Raw genomic sequence first — 17,889 nt, 5'->3', positions numbered from 1 at the left:
GGCAATCGCCTCCTCGCGCGCAACCCCGGCGCCATTGTCGAGCCCCGCCGACAGCGCCGAGACCAGCAGGCGCACGCCGCCCTTGCCCTGGATCAGATCATCCAGCAGCACGTCAAAGGCCTTGCCGTTGTTATCTTCTTCAAAGCGCATCAGCGCGCCGGTGGTGAAGCGCAGTTTATGGGTCGTTCTGCCCTGCTTCAGAGTTGCTGCAGCAATCATTCCTTAGCTCCCTTTGGTCCAGCTGATGAGCCCGGTGGGGCGCAGTTTGAGATCCGTCATCAGATCTCCCTCATGATCGACCGAGGGCACCGAGGGGTTCACGAAGGCCTTGTAGGCAAAGACATCCCCCGTGGTGGCCTGACCCTCCATCATCGGCAGCTTCACCCGGAAGAACACCGGCTTGCCGGAGGCCTTGTAGCCGGCGGCCAACTCGTAAAGCGCGGCGGAATAAAAACAGCTGAGCGTCAGCTCGCTGGTATCCGTGAGGCCCACGCCCCATTCGCGCGACCGACCGGGGCTGTCGAGCGAGGTCCGATCCCGGTATTCCGGGTTTTCCTCGGGGATGCCCACTGTCTTGCACCCCTTGATGACGACAAACGTCGCCTCTTCTCCATCCGGGGACCATTCAATGTCCGCCAGATCGCCTGCGATGACATTCTCTGCCATGGCTCGTCCTTTCATAGTGTTTGGGAGGTGCCGGTTTCCCGGCCAGATCAGGCGCGGTAGCGCACCTGCACATCCAGCATTTGCAGCCGGATCACATCACCGCCGGTCTCCTGTGTGGAATCCCGCCGGGAGAGTTCTTTGATGCGGATCACTGATCCGCCGCGATAATCGGTGAGTGTGGTGGAGACCTCGCGACCGAGGCTCAGCAGCGCGCCATAAGTCTTGGCCGCAACATTCACCTGCACCCGCGCGGTCTCAAGATCCGCGCGCCCCTTGAGCGAGTAGCGCGTCACCGTGGAGATCCGCTGCAGGGTGATCCGGGGAAAGCCCACATCCCCGTCAAACGCCCCCCAGACCACCGGCGCCCCGAGGGTCTTCAACAGATCCTTCAGCTCCCGTTCCATACTCATCTGCCGGCCCGCGCCGCCTTGCGCCGGGCGCGCTCCACCGCCCGCTCGATCTCGCCCCAGACCTCGCGTTTGAGCGTGGCGAGCATCAGCGCCTGATTGGCATCCCAGGCCGGGCGCAGAAACGGACGCGCCGCCATCCGCCCCGTGCTGCGCCCGGTGGAGGATTGCACCCGGATCCCGGTGCCAAACTCATAGAGATGCGCATGGGGTTCACCGTCGCCTGCCGCATCAACCGGGCCGACATAGAGCACCACCTTGCTGCGCCCCCGGTCCTGGCGCGCCTCGCGTTTCTGGCGGGCGGTCAGTTTGCTGGTCACCGCAACCGTAAAGGGCGAGGCCGCGTCTGCCATCTGCGCCACCGGCTTGAGGCTCTTCTTCATCGCCCGCCGCATCACCCCCTTGGCGGTGCCACGCGGCAGGGCGGCCAGCGCGCGCTCGATGTCGCCCGCGCCCTCGATCTTCATCTTGACGCTCATCAGGCGACCTCCGGGATCTTCCAGGCGGTGATCTCGATCTCTCCTTTAAAACCGCGCTCTTTCAGGCCGGTGATTTGCCAATCCGCGCCGTCAAAGCGCAGCCGATGCGCGCCGGTGATCTGCACCATGGGCCCCGACCACAGCACCCGGAACCGCGCGTCGCTGCGCTGTTCCACCGCAGCCGCCCGGAGCCGCTCGCCATCGCTCACCGGCTCATAGGCCGCCCAGCGATAAAACAACGTGTTCCAGCCCGTGACCTCCGCTTCGCCTGCATCATTCTCCGCGCGCTGCGCCTCCAGAAAGACAATGCGGCGATCCCGTTCCGCGATGCCCATCACCGCCACCAACTTTTGAAGGGCGCGATCAGCCGCGCGATCGACAGCGGCACCTCCGCCGGCGTGCCCTCGAACACCACCGGCTCGCGCGCCTGATAGAGATGGGCCGCAAACAGCAGAATGGCATGGCAGATCGGCTTTGGCACATCAGCAGCTGCGCCAAAGCCGGTCTGGTAGCGCACCCTGAGCGGCAGTGCGCAGCGACCCGGGCGAGGCCAGCTGCGCGCACGGACATAGAACCGCCCGCCCAGCTCAAACAGCTCCGGCGATGCCACCGCGTCCCAGCTCCCCGCCGGGGTGAAGACCTCGACCTGCTCCACCGCAGTCACCGGCCCGAGGATCAGCTCAACAGAGCCACCCGCACCGGGCACATGGTGATAGCTCTGCTGCCATTGCTGGCGGACCAGCGCGAGGCCCAGCTCGCCATCATCGCCATCAAACTGCGCCACCGCCACATCCAGGCACTGTTGCAGGTGGCCATCCTCTTCGCCCTCTTCCAGCCGCAGATGCGCGCGCAGTTGGGCGAGCTCCACCGGCGGCTCCGCCGGTGGGACAAGACGATCCATTGCCATGGATCAGGCCGCTTTCATCTGCAGGACCTTGATGGCCTTGGTCTGCGCCGGCGCGCCGTCAATGCGATGCACGCCCATGATGCCGAGGTTGGGGAAGAACTTCTCGCGCGCCACGCCCAGCAGCGGATTGCCCACCTTGCGCACGTAATATTCCGAGAAGTCACCGTAAGCGATGGGCTTGGTGCCGGCGCCGATCTGCGCCATCGCCTGGTTGAACGACACGGGCCGGCCATTGAGCGTGGCCGGCACGCCCTTGGTGACATCGCCATCGGACCAGAGATAGCGCCCATTGCCGTCCTTCAGCTTGCGCAGCGCCTTCACGGACTGGTCATGCATCTGGTAGCGCACCTTGGGACCGCCGCGATAGGCCGGGTCGACGGAGTGCTCCAGATCAAAGATCTCATCAAAGGTGATGGCATCCGTGGCAGTGGCAACATGGCCCACCGGCGCGCCGGTGACAAACCCCAGCGGTTGGTTGTTGCCGCTGCCGGTGGTCAGCCAGGCATTGCCCTTGCGCCCGATCCGCTCCCCGATCAGCTTGCCCAGAAGCGGCTCGAAGCCAAAGGCGGAATCCTGTGCCAGCTCAAAGGACCATTTGATCCAGGGCGTCACCAGCGCATAGGCCAGCAATGTGGTCTTGCCCAACTCGATGTCGCCGCTGTCATCATCAACACCCTCATCGCCCTCGGCATGGGGTTTGGCCTCCTCTGCGGTGTCATCCACCGTCGGCAGGTCAAAGGGCGCGCCATTGGCCAGGTTGATCTCGGTGGCAATCTGACCATCCATCATCGGGCCATGGGCTGCGGCGGCCACATTGATAAAGCCCGCAAGCGTGGTGGGCACCAGGAAGCCGCCCTGCGCCCCGGTTCCCGAGGTCTGCGTGCGCACCTCCCGCGCGCCACCCCGCAGGGCCGCCCGTGCCTCGCGATCCATCTCCGACAGATCCGCACCATTGGCCAGATACTGGCGGAACGCCTCGCGATATTCGTCGCTCACATCCCCCTCGGGCTGGTGGCGGCTTTCGTCCTGGCCGGGGCGGTTCTGTTCCCGCTGGGCGCGCTCTTCCTGTTCGCGGCGGTCTTCAGCCTCCCGCTGGGCGGTTGCGGCGCGCTCCTCGCGATCCGCGTCCCGCACCAGCCCGTCATACTGATCCATCAGCGTGTCGAACTTGTCATTCGCCGCGCGGGCCTCTTCCGCCGGCGTCTTGTCGGTGATCCCGTCGCGCAGGCTGGTGGCCTCGGTCAGGACGGTTTGCGCCTGTTCGCGCAGTTCTTTGATCTTGCTCATAATACCCTCATTGGATGTGATCTTTTTGCGCTTGCCCAAGGCGCGGAACAGGGCAATGACCGGCGCCCCTCAGCGCAGGCCAGACAGACGCCCGCGCATCTGCATGCGGCGGCGACACAGCTGCGCGCCCCCGCCGAGCGCTGCCGCCTTCGAGCGCAGGCCGATCTCGGTGCCCTGGTAGGCGGGGTCGGTCACAATCGAGACATCGAAGAGCCGCACCGAGCCAATCGAGCGCAGCGGGTGATCGCCGCTCTCGTCCCAGGTCTCTTTCTCCGCAATGAAGGCAAAGCTCATCTTGGAGAGATCGCCGCGCCGCATCTTCGGCAGGATCCGCTGCACGTCCGGGTCCTGCGGATCCAGTTCTGTTTCCACCCGCAGGCCCCGCTGATCCTGCGACAGCATCAACGTGCCCGAACTGGTGCGCGCCAGAGGCAGGCCCTCGTGGTCGATCAGGAAGGTGACATCGTCGCGCCGGTCCAGCGCCGCGCTGAAGGCGCCGGCCTCCACCACCTCTTCCCAGCCCCAGCGATCCAGCGGGCCGATGGCGGTGCGTTCGCCAAACACCGCCGCATAGCCGGTCACGGCCAGCGCCTGCCCGTTGTCTTCGCGCAGCTCTATTGGCGCGACGGCGCAGTAACGCACCTCGCGTGTGGGGTCGCTCATTGCAGCCTCCGTCAGTTTGTGTGGGTGGTCTCGTCGCCGTCGCCCGTCTCAGGCGCGACATCGTCATCAGGGTCGGGCGCCGCCGCTGCGCCCTTGGCAAAGGCCTTGCCGGCCAGCTCAATCGGCACGGTTGCGCCCTGCACCAGAAGCACATCGCCCCCGGACAGAGGCGCGCGGTTTTCCAGCGCGCGGCCCTCGTTTGGTGTCATCAAGCCGTTCTGGATCGCCTTCACAATCGCCTCGACCCGGGTCTTGAAGTCGCCCCGCATGATGCCGTCGAGGTTCAGTTTGACATAGCGTTTGGAGCCGCGCCCGAAGATCTTCAGCGTCAGCTCCTGCTCGAACTTCTTCACCCAGCGCCGCAGCGTGTGTTTGACCAGGTGAAGATCCTGATGCTCGATATTGTTATAATTGCCCTTGCTCAGCTCCTGCAGGAACACCGGCGGCAGCTGGTAGATCCGTGCCACCTGCCCCACCGCAAACACCTGCACCGAGGTCAGCTGCATCTTGTCCGGATCATCGCCAAGCCGCTTCAGCTCATGCCCTGCCGGCAGCGGCAGCACCGGCTTGCTCTCATCCGCCGCCCGCCGCGTCACCTTCATCAGATCCGCCGCCGCCCGCATCATCTCCTTGGCCGCCTGGAACGGGCCGGTGAGAATATAGGGCGGCACGCCGTTCTTGCCGAAGACCGTCAGCGCATAGCGATTGGCATTGAGCCCCTGCCGGATGGCGCTGGCGCAGGTCATCACCGGATTGTGGCAGCCCACATGGTCCGGTTTGAGCAGAAAGGCGATGTCGATCACATCCCGGCCCGGATAGGTCTTCACCCGCCCCGAGGGCTCGCGGTAGTCATAGAACAGACGCCCGCGATCCTTGCGCACGGTAGTGCGGTGATACTCCATCGGAAACAGGTTGATCACCCGGCCCTGGCCATTGCGCTCGATGTAAGTATAGGCGCGGCCCGGGCCAAAGACCTCGGCAAAGAAGGTCTCTCGCCAGCTAAAGGAGGTGGTGCTGTCATTCACCGCCGCACTCAGCACATCCGCCACCCCGCCCGAGATCTTCTTGTCGCCACCCTCGTCGCCCGTGGCCTCAAAGACCTCGATGGGCAGGCCAGCCATGGCTGCCGACAGGAAGTTGATCGCCGCCCAGATGCCCGGCAGCGACAGCGCTTCGCGCATGGTCACGCCCTCGCCCACCGCGCCGGTCAGCATCTCGGCGATCATCCCCTCGCCGCTGTCCACCACCTCGGCGCGCTGTTCCGGCTGGTCTGCGCTCTCAGCCGCCGCGCGACCGCGCCATCCCATCAATCCCACAGCACATCCTCCAGAGAATAATCCTCATCGCCCCAGGGCGACTGTTCCGTCCCGCCGCGCTCCCGGCACAGCGCAATCCCCGCCGACATCGCCAGCGAGACCATGCCGTCGATGCGGCCATGGGCCTTTTCCTTGTCAAACATCCGATGGCCGGTGCGGTTCTCCGCGTAGGTGACAGAGGCCGCCATACTGTCCAGCATCGGGTTCTGCGCCACCATCTGGCGCCCGTCGTAGATGGCGTTTTCCAGCTTGTTGATGGAATCCGGCATCCACAGGTAGATCTCGACCTCCTGCCCCGGGTTGGTCGGATCCGGCACCTTGTCCAGCACCCGTTTCTGGAAGCCCTGCGGATGCACCTCTGTCGGCAGCACCAGCCCCTTTTCCGTCAGACTGTCCTTCAGCCGTTCCAGCCCATATTGGTCACAGGCAATCACCTCCGGCTGATAGCGCGAGGTCAGATCCGCCAGCGCATCGGCCAGCCAGGGGTATTTGAGCCGATCCCCCGGCACCGCCTCGATGAAGCCCTGCTGCACCCAGAGATCATAGGGCGCCTGATCCCTCGCCGACCGTTCCATCAGCGTGCCCTCCGGCGTCCAGAACCAGGTCTTGGAGACCAAGCGCTCGGCGTCCTTGGTGGCATCCAGCACCCATGTGAGTGTCAGCGCCGAGAAGTCGCGCACCTGGCTCAAATCCAGACCGCCAAAACAGGGATAGCCCTGCGCGGTCAGCTCTTCGGGATCCACCTCACCATGACAGGCCACCCAGGCCTCGCGCCGGATCGCTGCCGTCACCGATTGCGTCCACTGGCAAAAGTGCAGCCGCGCAATCCCGTTGCGCTTGCCCGGCATCATCTTGGCCTGGCTCACCACCTTGGTGAGGTATTCCTCATCAATGGTGACACCCAGAAGCGGGTTCACCTTCACCCAGCAGCTGGGATCATTCTCCCAGTCATCGCCCTCATCCAGTGAGCAGATGAAGGCAAATGTGCTGTCATCGTCGACCGCGCCGGTGACGACATTGACACCATGCTGATGCTCTTCCCAGCAGATCGATTTCTTGTCGGTGCCGGAGTTGGTCGCCATGCACAGGAGCGGCTGTTTGCGGAACTTGAAGCCCCGCTCCAGCATGTCGATCACATCCCGGTTTGGGTGCTCATGCACCTCATCGGTGAGCGCACAATGCGGACGCGGGCCGGATTGCGCTTTCTCTGCCGAGAGCGGTTTGAACTTGCGCTTGTCGCCACCGCGCCCGCGATAGGTCATCTGCCAGACGGGGTTCTCCCCCTGCTGCTGCACCGTCCGCTTCAGCACCGGCGACTGATCCACCATCGCCACCGCATCCTGGAACAGGATCCCCGCTTGGTCTTTCTTGGCCGCCGCCGCATAGATCTCGGCGCGCGGCTCATTGTCGGCCACCATCATGTACAGGCCGATGCCGCCCAGCATGGGCGACTTGCCGTTGCCCTTGCCTTCCTCATCGTAAAACCGCGTGAACCGCCTGAGCCACGCCCCGTGTCGGGCGCTGTACTGTTTCCAGCCAAAGAGCGAGCCAATCCGGAACGCCTGGCTGGGGTGCAGCTCAAAGGGCCGGCCCTCGAACTGCCCGCCATTGAGCCGCAGCACCTCCGGAAAGAAGCGGATCGCCCGCAGCGCCGCTGCCAGATCCCATTTGAGCCCGCGCTTTGGCCCCTCGATCAGGTCGCGCAGATGGCGATCCGCCGCCGCCCGCACATAGGGACCGGCCACAACCTCACCCGCCTGCACCGCTTGCGCCCAGGCTGTCACCGGGTCCTCGCTGTCCGAGGTCCGTGCATGTTCCGCGCTCACGTCAGGTAGCTCTCGGGTCCATTGGGATCCGGAAAGCTGAAGCCCATCTGGCCCGCCCCCGACAGCCCGCGCTCCGCCGCCGGCGTCATGCCGAAGTCATTGGCCAGCCCGCGGATCTGGCGGAAGGTCTCGTTGAGCTGCGCCACCTCGGGCCGCGCCTTGATCTGCACCCCGTTGCGCGTCTCGCTCTCATAGGTCTCGCCCAGCTCCTCCAGCTCCAGTGTCAGCCGCTCATGACGCACCACCGCCGCACAGAGCTGGCGGAACATGAACACATTGCTGGGCTTCAAGCGATCCACGGTTGGATGGCACAAGGGCAGAGCCAGCCGGTCAAAGGTCCAGCGCAGCTCGCCGGTCAGCCCCTCGGGCCGGATCTCCTCCAAGCGCATCCGCGCCCGCTCTTCCAGATTGTGAAGCGGCGCGCCCTCTTCCGCGAGAGCCACAACCTTTTCCTCTGTCGGTCTGCGCCCTCGCATATCCCGGTCAACTCCTTGTTCATGTGGCTTTTTCTATTCAATTTCCACTTTGCGCAGAAAAAGGCTCCCCCTCCGGTTGCCACCGCATCCGGAATTCCTTGGGGCCCTCCCCCCGGGGCATTCTCTCCGCTGCGTCAGCGGTTCGCCGGGTGCTGTGGATCCACCGGCCATCCATCCGCACCGCGCTCCTCCGAGTACCCGCGCGCCTCCAGCCGTTGTTTGTTCTGATCATGATCATCCGGGCACAGCGTCTGCAGATTGCCCGGATCCAGAAACAGCGCCTGATCACCTCGATGCGGGATCACATGATCCACCACCAGGCGGCAGCGCTTTGGGTTACCCTGTCGAGATCCGGACGCCGTCAGGGAACCATCGTTCAGGATCCCCCGACGCAGACACGCCCGGCACAGAGGCTCACGCGCCAGATGCTGAGGTCGCAGGCGACGCCGCCAAGCCGACAGGTTGTACAAATGGTGGTACTCGCTCCGCGCTGTCATCGCATACCCCCGGAACGCAAAAGCGCCCGCCGGTTTCCCGTGGGCGCATTTAGTGATGATGCATATTTACTGCCACGCCGGTGAGGTTGGCGTCAAGGGGGCTTGTGGGGGAGTCTGGAATGCGCAGTTAGCGACATTTGCAAAGTCGCGCCTATCCAAGCCTAACATTCTGTCGCGCGCCTTGCAGAACGAGGTTAATATCGTTTCTTAAGGCATTCTGTAACTGTGAATTTGGGGAACAACGGCTCAGCCCTGCAACGATTCATTAGCTCCCAGTACATTGATCGTGCGAGATCCTGTTCAATCCCATTCGGCACTTCAAATTTGTATCCTCCCTCTGCGTCGGTGCGACTAAACGAGCGGCAAAACTCTGGTTTCAGATAAGCGTACAGCTCCAGGCGGATATTGTTTAGAAATTCAGCAATGGTACTCGCGTGGTACGCCAAAATATTATTATGAAACCAATCTGAAAACTCTGGCAGAAGCTCATAGCCTTTTGCAACCTCTACATTTTTTTCATGGTCCCTAAGTATTCGAACAATCTTCGCGACGTTCGGTTCCAGCCGGGCAAAACTGTGCTTTGCGATGTCCCCGCAGATTCTAATCCACTCTCGCCTCTCCACTTCAAGGTCGACCTCGATACTAGCTGAAGGAAACCAGACATTCTCAACAGCACTCCTGGCCTCCAACCAAGAGGAAAATGCTTCGATGACTTCTTTGAGTCCAGATGGGTTTGAACCTAGTTGCGGTGTCTTACAGACTGTTTTCAAATAGAAAAGGAACGTGAAGTCACTTGTTCCTGAGTTCTCAGGAGGCTTAGACAGCCCAAATGGCAAGTCTCTTTTGCCTCTTGCTGAGAGCGGTGATAAAAAATCTCCAAGTAAAATGTTAAACAAACGTAACGTGAAGTCAGACTGGTGTAGCAAATTTGTGTCTGTTCGCCCCCCTTCTGGCAGATGGAACATCGCATGGTTGACCATCTCATCAATCATGCCCCACGCAGCATTTAAAACAATAACTTCTTGTTCTATGGACGAATAACCCAAGTCGGTAGCTCCACTTCAGCTTTGGATGCTCACCACAGCAGGAGGTAGAAAGCGAGCTTCGCAAATTATACCTCTTAACTTGCAGTGAGGCAGGGTGATTGGTTTTCGGAGTACATGCATGCAACAGAATGTACTGTGCCCACGGGGTGTAGAATTATTGCTAGACGTAAAAAATGTATTCAGGAATTCTGTATTCCGCGATGACTTGGAGGCGCTCGTCATTATGCATAAGCGCACCGAAGCCTTCCGAGATAAATGTAGGGCAGGCATTGCCCCAAGGCGTCGGAATAAACACATTTGGAGTTAAAGGGTTTCGGCTTAGGCTAAACATGTCGAGCCTATCATCTGGCAGAGACCGCTCGGCCAGCGCTTCCTGAAATACGTTCATTTGACGTGCGCAAATCACTGCATCGATGTTCTCATAAATCACTGGCGCCCCACCTGATGTGTGGAAAGAATTGGAGGTTAGAAGACCTGAGAATTCTGATAATAGACTACCAATGGGTTCGTAGATGAAGTCATCCCACACGATAATTAGAATATTTGCCCCCGTATCTCGCGAAAACCCCGCAAATTTTTTGTCTGCGCTCACGAGGAAATCCTTCACAGGATTGTCCCTGGGCAACAGCACATCAGAATTATTCAGTTGGACGGATGTGGTGAACTCTTGAGTGATACGAACCGGGAGTTGGACGCTAGCTCTCGCCCTAAGGCGTTGATGGGACAAGAGGCTTGGTGCCTTAACTTCAAAATTGTAGGCGTCACCGCCATCGACAACTCTAACCTCAGGTCGAAGTCCATTTTCACCTCGTGGCTCAAAGAAAAATTGGGCTGAACTACTCCAAGTCATTCCCAAAATTTTGTCTATCGCAAAAACTTCTGCAAACAATTGGAGCATCTGCTCATAGCGGCGCTCATTGCGCTCTGGTCCGCCGAGGTAGCCCAGTTCTTTAATGTAACGAAGTCCCAAACCCGGCACTTTACGCTCAGCCCTCGCGCATAGGTTCGCAAATTTCCAAAGGTTAATGTCCACATGCGGCGAGCTGTACAAATACCCGAGCCAGTGCCATCCGCTTTGTAAAACCAAATCTCTCGCGGCTAAGTAGAAAGTCACCGTGTCCGGGCATTTAGCACTGCAGTGAGGTACTGGCGTAGACAGAGTGAAACGTCTTGCGTCTGAGTAAAATAGTTGAAGGTCTGGGTGCATAGAATTTGAGTCTCTTGTGGTTGTTCAATTTCAACCACCACAACCGCGTGAGATCAAGAGAATCTCATAGAGCACGGAGTGCCTCCTTTCTTGGGCGTCACGGGGGCTAGTGATAGATTTCAATCTGAAGGGCAGGAAAGGGCTGGTTTCAGCCATCACCACCCCATCCGCCCCAGCGCCTCCGCTAAAGCCTGTCGCAACGCACCAGACGTCTGCCCTCGAACACTCCACCCATGCGCCCGTAGCACCGCACTGATCGGCTTATCCTCTAGGCACACCATATCGACCAGCCGCCGATCCGTGATGTTCTCGCGCGATCCCCGCTTAGACGGGCGGATCTTTCGCACAACCATGGCAGTGCCGGTACCGATGCGCCTGCGGATCCGCTCGATCTCTTCGCGATCCCGCAGCACCGCATCAATAAAACTGCCACTGCCGCCACCGCCGCTGCGGAGCGCCTCAACAGACGAACACCGGACACCGGCGCAGGCATGGCGCTCGACCAGATCCCGGTAGTAGCGCCCAGCCGCCACCTGCTCGCGGGTGAAGGGCGCGGGCTTACCGTTGCTGGCAGCCTTGGCCGCCATCACGTCGAACACATCCGCGCGCTGCATGGCCGACCGGCCACGATAGCCCGAGGGTCGCGCGACCCAGTCGTCTTCGCCATCAGGAAACAGGCTCACCGGCTGGAACACACGGATCGCTCCCCGGGCCGGACCTTCTGGGATGGCATCACCGCAGATCTCGGGCACATAACCCTGTGCCTTCACTGCCTCTATGCGATCTGCCTCCGCCTTCAGGCGCAGCTGGCGCGCCGCCATGAACTTTGCCACCGGGGTCAGATCCGCCACGCCATCAGATGCGACGATCACAACATGCTCGCTCATGCTGCTGCACCCCGCTGCGCCTGGTCTGCGATCTCCCGACATTTCTGCAGCGCTTCAGATCGGTGGGCGCGAAAGCTCTCATCCTCCATCGACAAATGATCCCCACGCCCCAGGCGCATCTCGATATCCGCCATCCGGCGCACAGCCCCATCCGCTTCATTGCGGATCTGGGTGACGGTGTAACGCCCAGGCCATTCCCGCGCCCCACGCAGATAGCGCAGCAGCTCAGGCGCCCAGCCCCCAGCCAGCGCCTCTTGTCCCAGCGCATGCACGAAGACCTTGATCATCAGCGGCGACGGTCCGCTCTCCGGCGGCTGGATCGCCCGCGCCTTGTTCAGGATCTTCAGCCCAATCGGAAACCGATCCTTGTCCCGACCGCCTGGGTGCGCCTCCACCCAGTCCCGCAACACCGCGAGGCTCGCCGGCGACATATACGCCAGCTTCTGGCGGAGCTCAGCCAGCATCACCGCAAACTGAGCCTTGGTAAGGGTCGAGGGCCGCGCCAGCCCCAGCGCCTCCAGCGGCATGATCAGCATGTCCTGAACCCGTTTCTCTCCGGCGGCCTGTTGTTTCTCATCCATCTCTGCACCTCATTTCTCAGCAAATCCGAGTTATCCACAGCCACCAAACCCGAACGGTCCCGCGACTGTCCTTCTGTTTTGTTATGTCTCTGTCTCTGTCCCTGTCGTGCAGGACAGTCTGAGACTGTCCGAGACTGTCTTGAACTGTCCGCCGGACAGTCTTGGACACTGTCGGACAGTTATCGGACGGAGCCGGAGCGCGCCTGGCCGAGGTCGAACATATGCGTCGACCAGGACCGCATGGCGCGCTCGATCCAGCTGGCGTTGCGGTACTCGCAGCCTTCCTGGACCAGCCATTCGTCCATCCAGCGAATGGCCGCGTCGTTCTTCGCCAACTCGGCGTGATAGCCGGCCACCGTCATGCGCAAGCGCTGCAACCGCTTGGCCGCATTGGCCGCTTCATGCTTGGCGCGATTGTCTTCCTTGCGCGACAGCGCCTCGGTCAGTGACCTGAGCACCATCGGATGCATGAGCCGCACCTCGCCGCCCTCGCAGATGCAGGGCGTCCATTTGTGCAACGGGCCGTAGTCCAGTTTGCACAGCGACCGGAAGTGCCCCGGATCGACCAGCAGCAGCTTGGCCAGCGTCTCCAGGTCCTGCGGCACCGTGCCCACCGGCGTCTGGTCATAAGCGATATTGATCAGGTCGAAGTAGAGTGCCCGGCACTCTGGCGTGCCCTTCAGCCGCATGTCCGAGTTCAGCCAGCGTCGCCGTTCCCACGCCATGAAATAGTGGCTATCGAGCCGATCCTCGATCCCCAACGGATATTCCGGCAGCTCATCGGTGGAGACCGGCTGCAATCCAACCGCGCCCAGCATCACGCTGCCTCCCCGAACAGAGACGACAGCTCATCATCGATTGCATCGATCAGCTGCGGGCCGTTGTCGACTGCATGGCTGCGCGCCATCTTGCGATAGCGTCCAGACCAACCGCGATAGCGGCAGATCTGGGAACAGGTCTGCGTTGATGCGCCGGTGAACGTGGCCATATCCGCCAAGGTGCATTCCCCAGCCCTGTCCTCGATCAACCACCAGATCTGATAGGCAATCCGCTCTATACGCGGTGAGGTGATCTGCCCCATCATGCCGCCCTCGCCAATTGATCCTGGAAGAATGCCGCCGCGCCGGGATCGGTCAGGATCATCAGCAAGGCGGTATGGCTGGCTGGCGCGGTCACGGCGCCCCACCAGTTCAGCGCGGTCTGGAACGACACATCGCAGAACAGCGCCACCTCGCGCGGGCTGTGAAACCGCGCGTGGAAATAGGCCGACCAAAGGTCAGGCGCGCTGATCTTTAGCACGTATGGATCCAACTGATTTGACCAAGACGCTTGGTCAGCTGACGTGCCAGGCTGGTCGCATGGCACATCATTGTTCACGATCAGGGTTAGACGCGGGCGGCTCATGCGGCGATCCCCCCCTCTCGACTTTGAGGCGGGTTATCCGACATGTGCTTTCGGATCTTGTCCACGGTGTGAAGCGTCGGACTCGATTTGCCATCTTTCCAAGACGCCCACTGCCCCCAGTTTGCGCCGATGGCTTGCCTCAGCACATGTTGCGGGGTGCGACCAACGGCGTCTGCATAGGCGGAGAGTTCTGCGAGAAAATGTTCCATAAACCCTAATTGGGGTTTATTTACCCCAACAGTCAAGGGTGTATTTACGCCATGCTTATTTCGGATCAGTGGGGTAAATTACCCCACATGCAACAATCATTTAGAGACGCATTCCTTGCGGCAATCGAGACCTCCGGCAAGTCTATGCGCAAAGTTGCGAGTGACGCTGGCGTTTCATATGAGCAGCTCAAGAACCTGGCACAGGGTAAGAGCAAATCAACCAACGTAGATGACGCAGTGAAAATTGCTGCGTCATTTGGCACCACGCTAGAAGGCTTTTTGGAGGGGCAGCTGACTTACTCTGAAGCGCCAAGCATCGCTATTGCAGGTAAAGTTGGAGCCGGTGCACGAGTTCCCGTTTTTGACGCCTATGAAAAAGGCGCAGGTCCGCAAGTCCTTTGCCCACAAGGGCTATCCCCTCATGGCGTAGTTGCTGTTGAAATCGAAGGCGATAGTATGGAGCCGGTCTATTCGGCTGGAGACCTGCTTTTCTACACGCGCAACGGTCACAATGCAGTTGTTTCGGATGATATCGGCCACAGATGCGTTTGCGAAGACGAGGATGGAATGGGTTGGGTTAAGCAGATCAAACCGGGTGATGAGCCGGGTAGCTTTCACTTGATCTCTCTCAATCCAGGCGCTCAGAACATGTGGAATGTGCGATTGAAGTGGGCTGCAAGGGTGCGTCTGCACTGGCCAGCAGAGTTGGCTCAGAGAATCTAACTTTGCACCTCATGCACACTCCGGGGTAATTATACCCCTTTTGAGTTGACGGGGTAATTATACCCCGCTATCAATCTTCCATCAACCGATGGAGGATTGAATGCAAGACAGACTTGAAACCGTGCTGCGTGACGCTCAGCAAATCGCTGGCTCCCCCGAGGATCATCTCGACACCCCGCACCTATTCACTACGGCATGGGCCACGCTGAAAGCCGCACGCGGCCAAGGCTTTGACCCGGCGCGCCTGCGGGCTGCACACCTGGTCGAGCGCCCTGCGCCAACGCCCGAACCAACCGAACAAGTCTTGGAGCGCGTCGGCCACAAGGTGCGCCGCGTCATGGCGGACCGCCAGATCAGCCCGCACGGCCCCCATGCGGCGTAAGGCGAGGCGCACCCGCAATGACAAACCCTATCTCTCAAGGTTCCGCGCCCATAGCGGACAAACTCCAAGGGCGCCGCCCTTGCCCGAATAACGAACACCCGCGCCGCGCTGGAGGATTGCGCGCCAATGGGGTTCGCGAGGTTTCGCACCCGTCTTGCGGTGCGGATCAGGCGCGGGCGGCTCAATCCTCCAAATTGCCCACCGCCCGCGCACAATAACGTCCCCGATCACACGGCCTGAAACTGGCCCGTGACGAACTGGCCGGAGCTTCGGCTTCGGCCCTTTTTCTTCAGCATGAGGGCAATCACCTCGCCCAAGCCTGTGGAGCACCCGATGCCACGCCCGAATTCTGAATCCAGCTTCCCGTCCGGGGCGCGCGCAAATTCCACCACTCACGCATCCACCAAAGAGCGCGCGCCCATGCCGTCAGTGACCTCCGATTTGACCGGAGCAAAGCTCAGAAACTCGCCCGCGCAACTGGCCGGCATCCTCTGCAATGATCCGCAGTTCCAGAAGTTTGCCGCCATCCGAAGCGGCCTTCCAGATCAGCAGTTCAACGCCAGCGCTGCCGCCGAGTACCTGCGCACGGTCTGCAATATCATCACGCGCCGCGATCTCGACTTGCGCGGCGAGGCATTCAATAAATTCAATGCGCTGCGGACTGACTTTGATGCGTGGCGTGGACGGATCGCGGCACCGCGGGAAGGCTATCACAATGGCTAAAGCACTGGTCGCCTGCGAAACCAGCGGCATCATGCGCCGCGCCCTGGCAGCGTTGGGCCATGATGTCTGGTCCTGTGACATTTCCCCCGCCGAAGACCGATCCAACCGCCACATCATCTGCGACGTGCGGGATGGCATACTGCACGAGGGCTGGGATCTGCTCGCGGTGATGCATCCCCCCTGCACCCGTCTGTGCCGCTCTGGTCGACGCTGGATGTCCGGACCGGGAAAGTGGACCCATCCGAAGACACTCCCCAGGGGGCGCTCCTGGGCTGAACTGAAGGCTGAGTTCGAGCTTGGCGTGGACATCTTCACGGCCTGCTGGCTCGCGCCCATTCCCTGCCGCGCCATTGAGAACCCGACAATGAACGACCTCGCCCGCGATCGCATGCCTGCTGATCTGCCCGCGCCCGATATCGTCCAGCCCTTCCAGTTCGGCGATCCCGCCTACAAGGCAACCGGTTGGTATCTCGATGGTCTTTCCCCGCTGCGGGAGACGAACCGCCTGCCCGAGCCGGAACGACTGTCCGCCGAATGGAAGCGCTGGAACCGTGTGCATCGCATGCCACCCAGTCAGGAGCGCGCACGCCTCCGCAGCCGATCATTTGAAGGCATGATGAACGCCGCCGCCCGCCAGTGGGGCGATGAAGCGGACAGGAGCCGTACCCGCGCCAATCACCCTGTCTGCCCGACAGCTAAAATCAAGCGCGAAACGTTGGAGAAACAGTCGTGACTGTACCGCTACTTAACTCCAAAGAAGCCGCCGAAGCCCTTGGTGTTTGTGAAAAAACATTGCGGGAGTGTCGATTACTCGGGCTACGATACGTGCAGGTCACGCGTGGGGCGATCAGATATCGGCGCGACGACCTTGAATCCTACATTGAGGAAAGGACTATGGAGGCATGCCGTTCAGACCGAAGAACAGCAAATACTACCACTACGACTTCCAGATCAGGGGTCGTAGATTTTATGGATCGTGCGGAACGGAAGACTTCGAAGAAGCCAAAGCGGTTGAATCGCAGGCCAGAGTAGAGGCGAAGACCGCACCGCAAACAATTGGAAAATTTACGCTTTCTGAAGCTCTGGGCACGTACTGGACCGACATTTGCGAAAAGCAATCCAGTGCGAGAACCGCCGAGAGCCAGGCTAAGAAGATCCTTGAGATCATTCCAGGATCAACGCGCATTGATCGCCTGACCAATCAGGACATCATGCGCTTTGTCCGTACCCGTCGTGCAGAGGTCAGCAATGCCACGGTAAACCGGCACCTCCAATTCCTTGCGCGCGCGTTGCGCCACATGGAGAACTTCTACGGTGCCAATCCTGCAGACCTGCAGTTCAAGGCGGCTACAACAAAGGAGCCAAAAGAGCGGGTCAGAGAGCTCACTTATGGGGAGCAGGATCGTCTCTTTAAATACCTGAGAAGCGACCTCCGACCTCTTGTGAAATTTGCACTTATGACCGGAGCCAGGCAAGCTACGATGCTCGGTTTGTGCTGGAGCGACATCAAGCATGAGAAGAGCCGGATCGATTTCCGCCTAAAGAGCGGTGGGGAGCTCAAGTTCCCAATGAACGGTGAGATCCGCGCTCTGCTTTCTGCGCTACCTAAATCAATGCAGGTCGAGCACAGACGATTTGTGTTTACCTACCTCACCGACGACGAGAGAAATCCGGAGCGTCGACGGATCAGGCAGAATAGTCATCTGTTCGAGGATTTCAGGGCCGCCCTGCAAAAGGCAGAGATCGAGGACTTCCGCTTCCATGATCTGCGTCACACCTTCGCGACGCGGATGCTTCGCGCCACCGGCAACCTGAAGCTGGTAAGCAGGCTATTGGGTCACACCAGTATTGAAACGACTATGCGATACGCTCATGTCCTCGACACTGATTTGGCTGACGCGATGAACGATTTCAGCATGTTTCAAATCGCCGAGTCCCGAAGTTTCTCCCGAAGCTCTCAATGACGTTGAATGTTATCAGAGTCTTAGTGCGTACAACCTACGGCTTCCCAAGCTGAACGCGCGGGTTCGATTCCCGCTACCCGCTCCAATTTCCTGTATATTCCTCCTTACTTTTCAGCCGCTTGTGCGTCTCTTTTGCAGTAACTGCCGGCGTGGCATAGCTTCAGGATAAATCTATTGCACCTGCAGCAGCATGGGCTTACCTCCTGCCCTATGGATTTACGATTTCTCACCCCGCTTCG

Annotated in this window: 26 protein-coding genes; 6 read left to right on the top strand and 20 right to left on the bottom strand. The window is 60.5% G+C overall.

Features of this window, described 5'->3' with window-relative positions; all coding sequences use genetic code 11:
- The 19 genes from CLV89_RS13115 to CLV89_RS13025 form a co-directional block, all read right to left on the bottom strand.
- The coding region (locus CLV89_RS13115; RefSeq protein WP_133166726.1) for a hypothetical protein at positions 1-219 on the bottom strand (219 nt) is incomplete at its 3' end.
- Positions 220-222: 3 nt separating this feature from the next.
- Complete coding sequence (locus tag CLV89_RS13110; RefSeq protein ID WP_106164118.1) at positions 223-666, bottom strand: phage tail protein; 444 nt, start codon at positions 664-666, stop codon at positions 223-225.
- Between the two features lie 47 nt (positions 667-713).
- Positions 714-1,076 carry a tail completion protein gp17 gene (gene gp17 / locus CLV89_RS13105; protein WP_106164117.1) on the bottom strand — a complete coding sequence of 121 codons (363 nt, stop codon included), beginning with the start codon at positions 1,074-1,076 and terminating at the stop codon, positions 714-716.
- On the bottom strand, positions 1,073-1,552 hold the full coding sequence (locus CLV89_RS13100; RefSeq protein ID WP_106164116.1) for a hypothetical protein: 480 nt from the start codon (positions 1,550-1,552) through the stop codon (positions 1,073-1,075). Before CLV89_RS13100 ends, gp17 begins: the two co-directional genes overlap by 4 nt.
- Complete coding sequence (locus CLV89_RS13095; RefSeq protein ID WP_133166725.1) at positions 1,552-1,887, bottom strand: head-tail adaptor protein; 336 nt, start codon at positions 1,885-1,887, stop codon at positions 1,552-1,554. Before CLV89_RS13095 ends, CLV89_RS13100 begins: the two co-directional genes overlap by 1 nt.
- Positions 1,887-2,459 carry a head-tail connector protein gene (locus CLV89_RS13090; RefSeq protein ID WP_106164114.1) on the bottom strand — a complete coding sequence of 191 codons (573 nt, stop codon included), beginning with the start codon at positions 2,457-2,459 and terminating at the stop codon, positions 1,887-1,889. Before CLV89_RS13090 ends, CLV89_RS13095 begins: the two co-directional genes overlap by 1 nt.
- A gap of 3 nt (positions 2,460-2,462) precedes the next feature.
- Entirely contained in the window at positions 2,463-3,746 is a 1,284-nt protein-coding gene (locus tag CLV89_RS13085) for a phage major capsid protein (RefSeq protein ID WP_106164113.1), read from the bottom strand.
- A 69-nt stretch (positions 3,747-3,815) separates the two neighbouring features.
- On the bottom strand, positions 3,816-4,409 hold the full coding sequence (locus CLV89_RS13080; protein WP_106164112.1) for an HK97 family phage prohead protease: 594 nt from the start codon (positions 4,407-4,409) through the stop codon (positions 3,816-3,818).
- Between the two features lie 11 nt (positions 4,410-4,420).
- Positions 4,421-5,716, bottom strand: coding sequence for a phage portal protein (locus CLV89_RS13075; protein WP_106164111.1), 1,296 nt, complete (start codon positions 5,714-5,716; stop codon positions 4,421-4,423).
- A complete protein-coding gene (locus tag CLV89_RS13070) occupies positions 5,716-7,551 on the bottom strand; it encodes a terminase large subunit (protein WP_106164110.1) in 1,836 nt (611 codons plus the stop codon). The genes CLV89_RS13075 and CLV89_RS13070 overlap by 1 nt, the downstream gene beginning before the upstream one ends.
- A complete protein-coding gene (locus CLV89_RS13065) occupies positions 7,548-7,994 on the bottom strand; it encodes a P27 family phage terminase small subunit (RefSeq protein ID WP_243395002.1) in 447 nt (148 codons plus the stop codon). The genes CLV89_RS13070 and CLV89_RS13065 overlap by 4 nt, the downstream gene beginning before the upstream one ends.
- A 167-nt stretch (positions 7,995-8,161) precedes the next feature.
- Positions 8,162-8,524 (bottom strand): HNH endonuclease signature motif containing protein, encoded by a 363-nt coding sequence (locus CLV89_RS13060; RefSeq protein WP_106164108.1) that lies wholly within the window; start codon positions 8,522-8,524, stop codon positions 8,162-8,164.
- A 194-nt stretch (positions 8,525-8,718) separates the two neighbouring features.
- On the bottom strand, positions 8,719-9,570 hold the full coding sequence (locus CLV89_RS13055; RefSeq protein ID WP_133166723.1) for a hypothetical protein: 852 nt from the start codon (positions 9,568-9,570) through the stop codon (positions 8,719-8,721).
- A gap of 160 nt (positions 9,571-9,730) precedes the next feature.
- Complete coding sequence (locus tag CLV89_RS13050) at positions 9,731-10,540, bottom strand: hypothetical protein (protein ID WP_133166722.1); 810 nt, start codon at positions 10,538-10,540, stop codon at positions 9,731-9,733.
- A gap of 392 nt (positions 10,541-10,932) precedes the next feature.
- Complete coding sequence (locus tag CLV89_RS13045) at positions 10,933-11,664, bottom strand: hypothetical protein (protein ID WP_106164105.1); 732 nt, start codon at positions 11,662-11,664, stop codon at positions 10,933-10,935.
- The gene (locus CLV89_RS13040; protein ID WP_106164104.1) at positions 11,661-12,245 is read right to left on the bottom strand and encodes a hypothetical protein; all 585 of its coding nucleotides are present in this window, start codon (positions 12,243-12,245) and stop codon (positions 11,661-11,663) included. The genes CLV89_RS13045 and CLV89_RS13040 overlap by 4 nt, the downstream gene beginning before the upstream one ends.
- 179 nt (positions 12,246-12,424) lie before the next feature.
- On the bottom strand, positions 12,425-13,063 hold the full coding sequence (locus tag CLV89_RS13035; RefSeq protein WP_243395001.1) for a hypothetical protein: 639 nt from the start codon (positions 13,061-13,063) through the stop codon (positions 12,425-12,427).
- Positions 13,063-13,329 carry a hypothetical protein gene (locus tag CLV89_RS13030; RefSeq protein ID WP_106164103.1) on the bottom strand — a complete coding sequence of 89 codons (267 nt, stop codon included), beginning with the start codon at positions 13,327-13,329 and terminating at the stop codon, positions 13,063-13,065. The genes CLV89_RS13035 and CLV89_RS13030 overlap by 1 nt, the downstream gene beginning before the upstream one ends.
- Positions 13,326-13,544, bottom strand: coding sequence for a hypothetical protein (locus CLV89_RS13025; protein WP_243395000.1), 219 nt, complete (start codon positions 13,542-13,544; stop codon positions 13,326-13,328). The genes CLV89_RS13030 and CLV89_RS13025 overlap by 4 nt, the downstream gene beginning before the upstream one ends.
- 365 nt (positions 13,545-13,909) lie before the next feature.
- Between CLV89_RS13025 and CLV89_RS13015 the strand changes: the two genes are divergently transcribed.
- Together CLV89_RS13015 and CLV89_RS13010 are read left to right on the top strand one after the other, a co-directional pair.
- Positions 13,910-14,581 carry a S24 family peptidase gene (locus CLV89_RS13015; protein WP_243394999.1) on the top strand — a complete coding sequence of 224 codons (672 nt, stop codon included), beginning with the start codon at positions 13,910-13,912 and terminating at the stop codon, positions 14,579-14,581.
- Positions 14,582-14,681: 100 nt separating this feature from the next.
- Positions 14,682-14,963, top strand: a complete 282-nt coding sequence (locus tag CLV89_RS13010; protein WP_106164100.1) for a hypothetical protein — start codon at positions 14,682-14,684, stop codon at positions 14,961-14,963.
- A 227-nt stretch (positions 14,964-15,190) separates the two neighbouring features.
- On the opposite strand, the gene CLV89_RS22640 is transcribed toward CLV89_RS13010, so the two are convergent.
- The gene (locus CLV89_RS22640) at positions 15,191-15,355 is read right to left on the bottom strand and encodes a hypothetical protein (protein WP_165798131.1); all 165 of its coding nucleotides are present in this window, start codon (positions 15,353-15,355) and stop codon (positions 15,191-15,193) included.
- Between the two features lie 28 nt (positions 15,356-15,383).
- Between CLV89_RS22640 and CLV89_RS13005 the strand changes: the two genes are divergently transcribed.
- Genes CLV89_RS13005 through CLV89_RS12990 form a run of 4 tightly spaced genes read left to right on the top strand, consistent with a single transcriptional unit; the run spans position 15,384 to position 17,650 of the window.
- On the top strand, positions 15,384-15,686 hold the full coding sequence (locus CLV89_RS13005) for a hypothetical protein (RefSeq protein WP_106164099.1): 303 nt from the start codon (positions 15,384-15,386) through the stop codon (positions 15,684-15,686).
- The gene (locus tag CLV89_RS13000; RefSeq protein ID WP_207796927.1) at positions 15,679-16,419 is read left to right on the top strand and encodes a hypothetical protein; all 741 of its coding nucleotides are present in this window, start codon (positions 15,679-15,681) and stop codon (positions 16,417-16,419) included. The genes CLV89_RS13005 and CLV89_RS13000 overlap by 8 nt, the downstream gene beginning before the upstream one ends.
- Positions 16,416-16,718, top strand: coding sequence for a helix-turn-helix domain-containing protein (locus CLV89_RS23225; protein WP_106164098.1), 303 nt, complete (start codon positions 16,416-16,418; stop codon positions 16,716-16,718). The genes CLV89_RS13000 and CLV89_RS23225 overlap by 4 nt, the downstream gene beginning before the upstream one ends.
- On the top strand, positions 16,637-17,650 hold the full coding sequence (locus CLV89_RS12990; protein ID WP_423837299.1) for a tyrosine-type recombinase/integrase: 1,014 nt from the start codon (positions 16,637-16,639) through the stop codon (positions 17,648-17,650). Before CLV89_RS23225 ends, CLV89_RS12990 begins: the two co-directional genes overlap by 82 nt.
- Positions 17,651-17,889 lie beyond the last annotated feature (239 nt).

It is taken from the genome of Tritonibacter scottomollicae (genome assembly GCF_003003215.1).
In the GTDB taxonomy this organism is placed as follows: domain Bacteria; phylum Pseudomonadota; class Alphaproteobacteria; order Rhodobacterales; family Rhodobacteraceae; genus Epibacterium; species Epibacterium scottomollicae.
This window is presented reverse-complemented; position numbering and strand designations above follow the sequence as displayed.

What these genes read in the sequence shown, in the direction of transcription:
- CLV89_RS13015 (WP_243394999.1), top strand. Translation starts at nt 13,910, where the DNA reads ATGCTTATTTCGGATCAGTGGGGTAAATTACCCCACATGCAACAATCA.
- CLV89_RS13060 (WP_106164108.1), bottom strand. Translation starts at nt 8,524, where the DNA reads ATGACAGCGCGGAGCGAGTACCACCATTTGTACAACCTGTCGGCTTGG.
- CLV89_RS13075 (WP_106164111.1), bottom strand. Translation starts at nt 5,716, where the DNA reads ATGGGATGGCGCGGTCGCGCGGCGGCTGAGAGCGCAGACCAGCCGGAA.
- gp17 (WP_106164117.1), bottom strand. Translation starts at nt 1,076, where the DNA reads ATGAGTATGGAACGGGAGCTGAAGGATCTGTTGAAGACCCTCGGGGCG.
- CLV89_RS13100 (WP_106164116.1), bottom strand. Translation starts at nt 1,552, where the DNA reads ATGAGCGTCAAGATGAAGATCGAGGGCGCGGGCGACATCGAGCGCGCG.
- CLV89_RS13000 (WP_207796927.1), top strand. Translation starts at nt 15,679, where the DNA reads ATGGCTAAAGCACTGGTCGCCTGCGAAACCAGCGGCATCATGCGCCGC.
- CLV89_RS13085 (WP_106164113.1), bottom strand. Translation starts at nt 3,746, where the DNA reads ATGAGCAAGATCAAAGAACTGCGCGAACAGGCGCAAACCGTCCTGACC.
- CLV89_RS13005 (WP_106164099.1), top strand. Translation starts at nt 15,384, where the DNA reads ATGCCGTCAGTGACCTCCGATTTGACCGGAGCAAAGCTCAGAAACTCG.
- CLV89_RS13080 (WP_106164112.1), bottom strand. Translation starts at nt 4,409, where the DNA reads ATGAGCGACCCCACACGCGAGGTGCGTTACTGCGCCGTCGCGCCAATA.
- CLV89_RS13045 (WP_106164105.1), bottom strand. Translation starts at nt 11,664, where the DNA reads ATGAGCGAGCATGTTGTGATCGTCGCATCTGATGGCGTGGCGGATCTG.
- CLV89_RS13030 (WP_106164103.1), bottom strand. Translation starts at nt 13,329, where the DNA reads ATGATGGGGCAGATCACCTCACCGCGTATAGAGCGGATTGCCTATCAG.
- CLV89_RS13010 (WP_106164100.1), top strand. Translation starts at nt 14,682, where the DNA reads ATGCAAGACAGACTTGAAACCGTGCTGCGTGACGCTCAGCAAATCGCT.
- CLV89_RS13040 (WP_106164104.1), bottom strand. Translation starts at nt 12,245, where the DNA reads ATGGATGAGAAACAACAGGCCGCCGGAGAGAAACGGGTTCAGGACATG.
- CLV89_RS13035 (WP_243395001.1), bottom strand. Translation starts at nt 13,063, where the DNA reads ATGCTGGGCGCGGTTGGATTGCAGCCGGTCTCCACCGATGAGCTGCCG.
- CLV89_RS13110 (WP_106164118.1), bottom strand. Translation starts at nt 666, where the DNA reads ATGGCAGAGAATGTCATCGCAGGCGATCTGGCGGACATTGAATGGTCC.
- CLV89_RS13090 (WP_106164114.1), bottom strand. Translation starts at nt 2,459, where the DNA reads ATGGCAATGGATCGTCTTGTCCCACCGGCGGAGCCGCCGGTGGAGCTC.
- CLV89_RS13095 (WP_133166725.1), bottom strand. Translation starts at nt 1,887, where the DNA reads ATGGGCATCGCGGAACGGGATCGCCGCATTGTCTTTCTGGAGGCGCAG.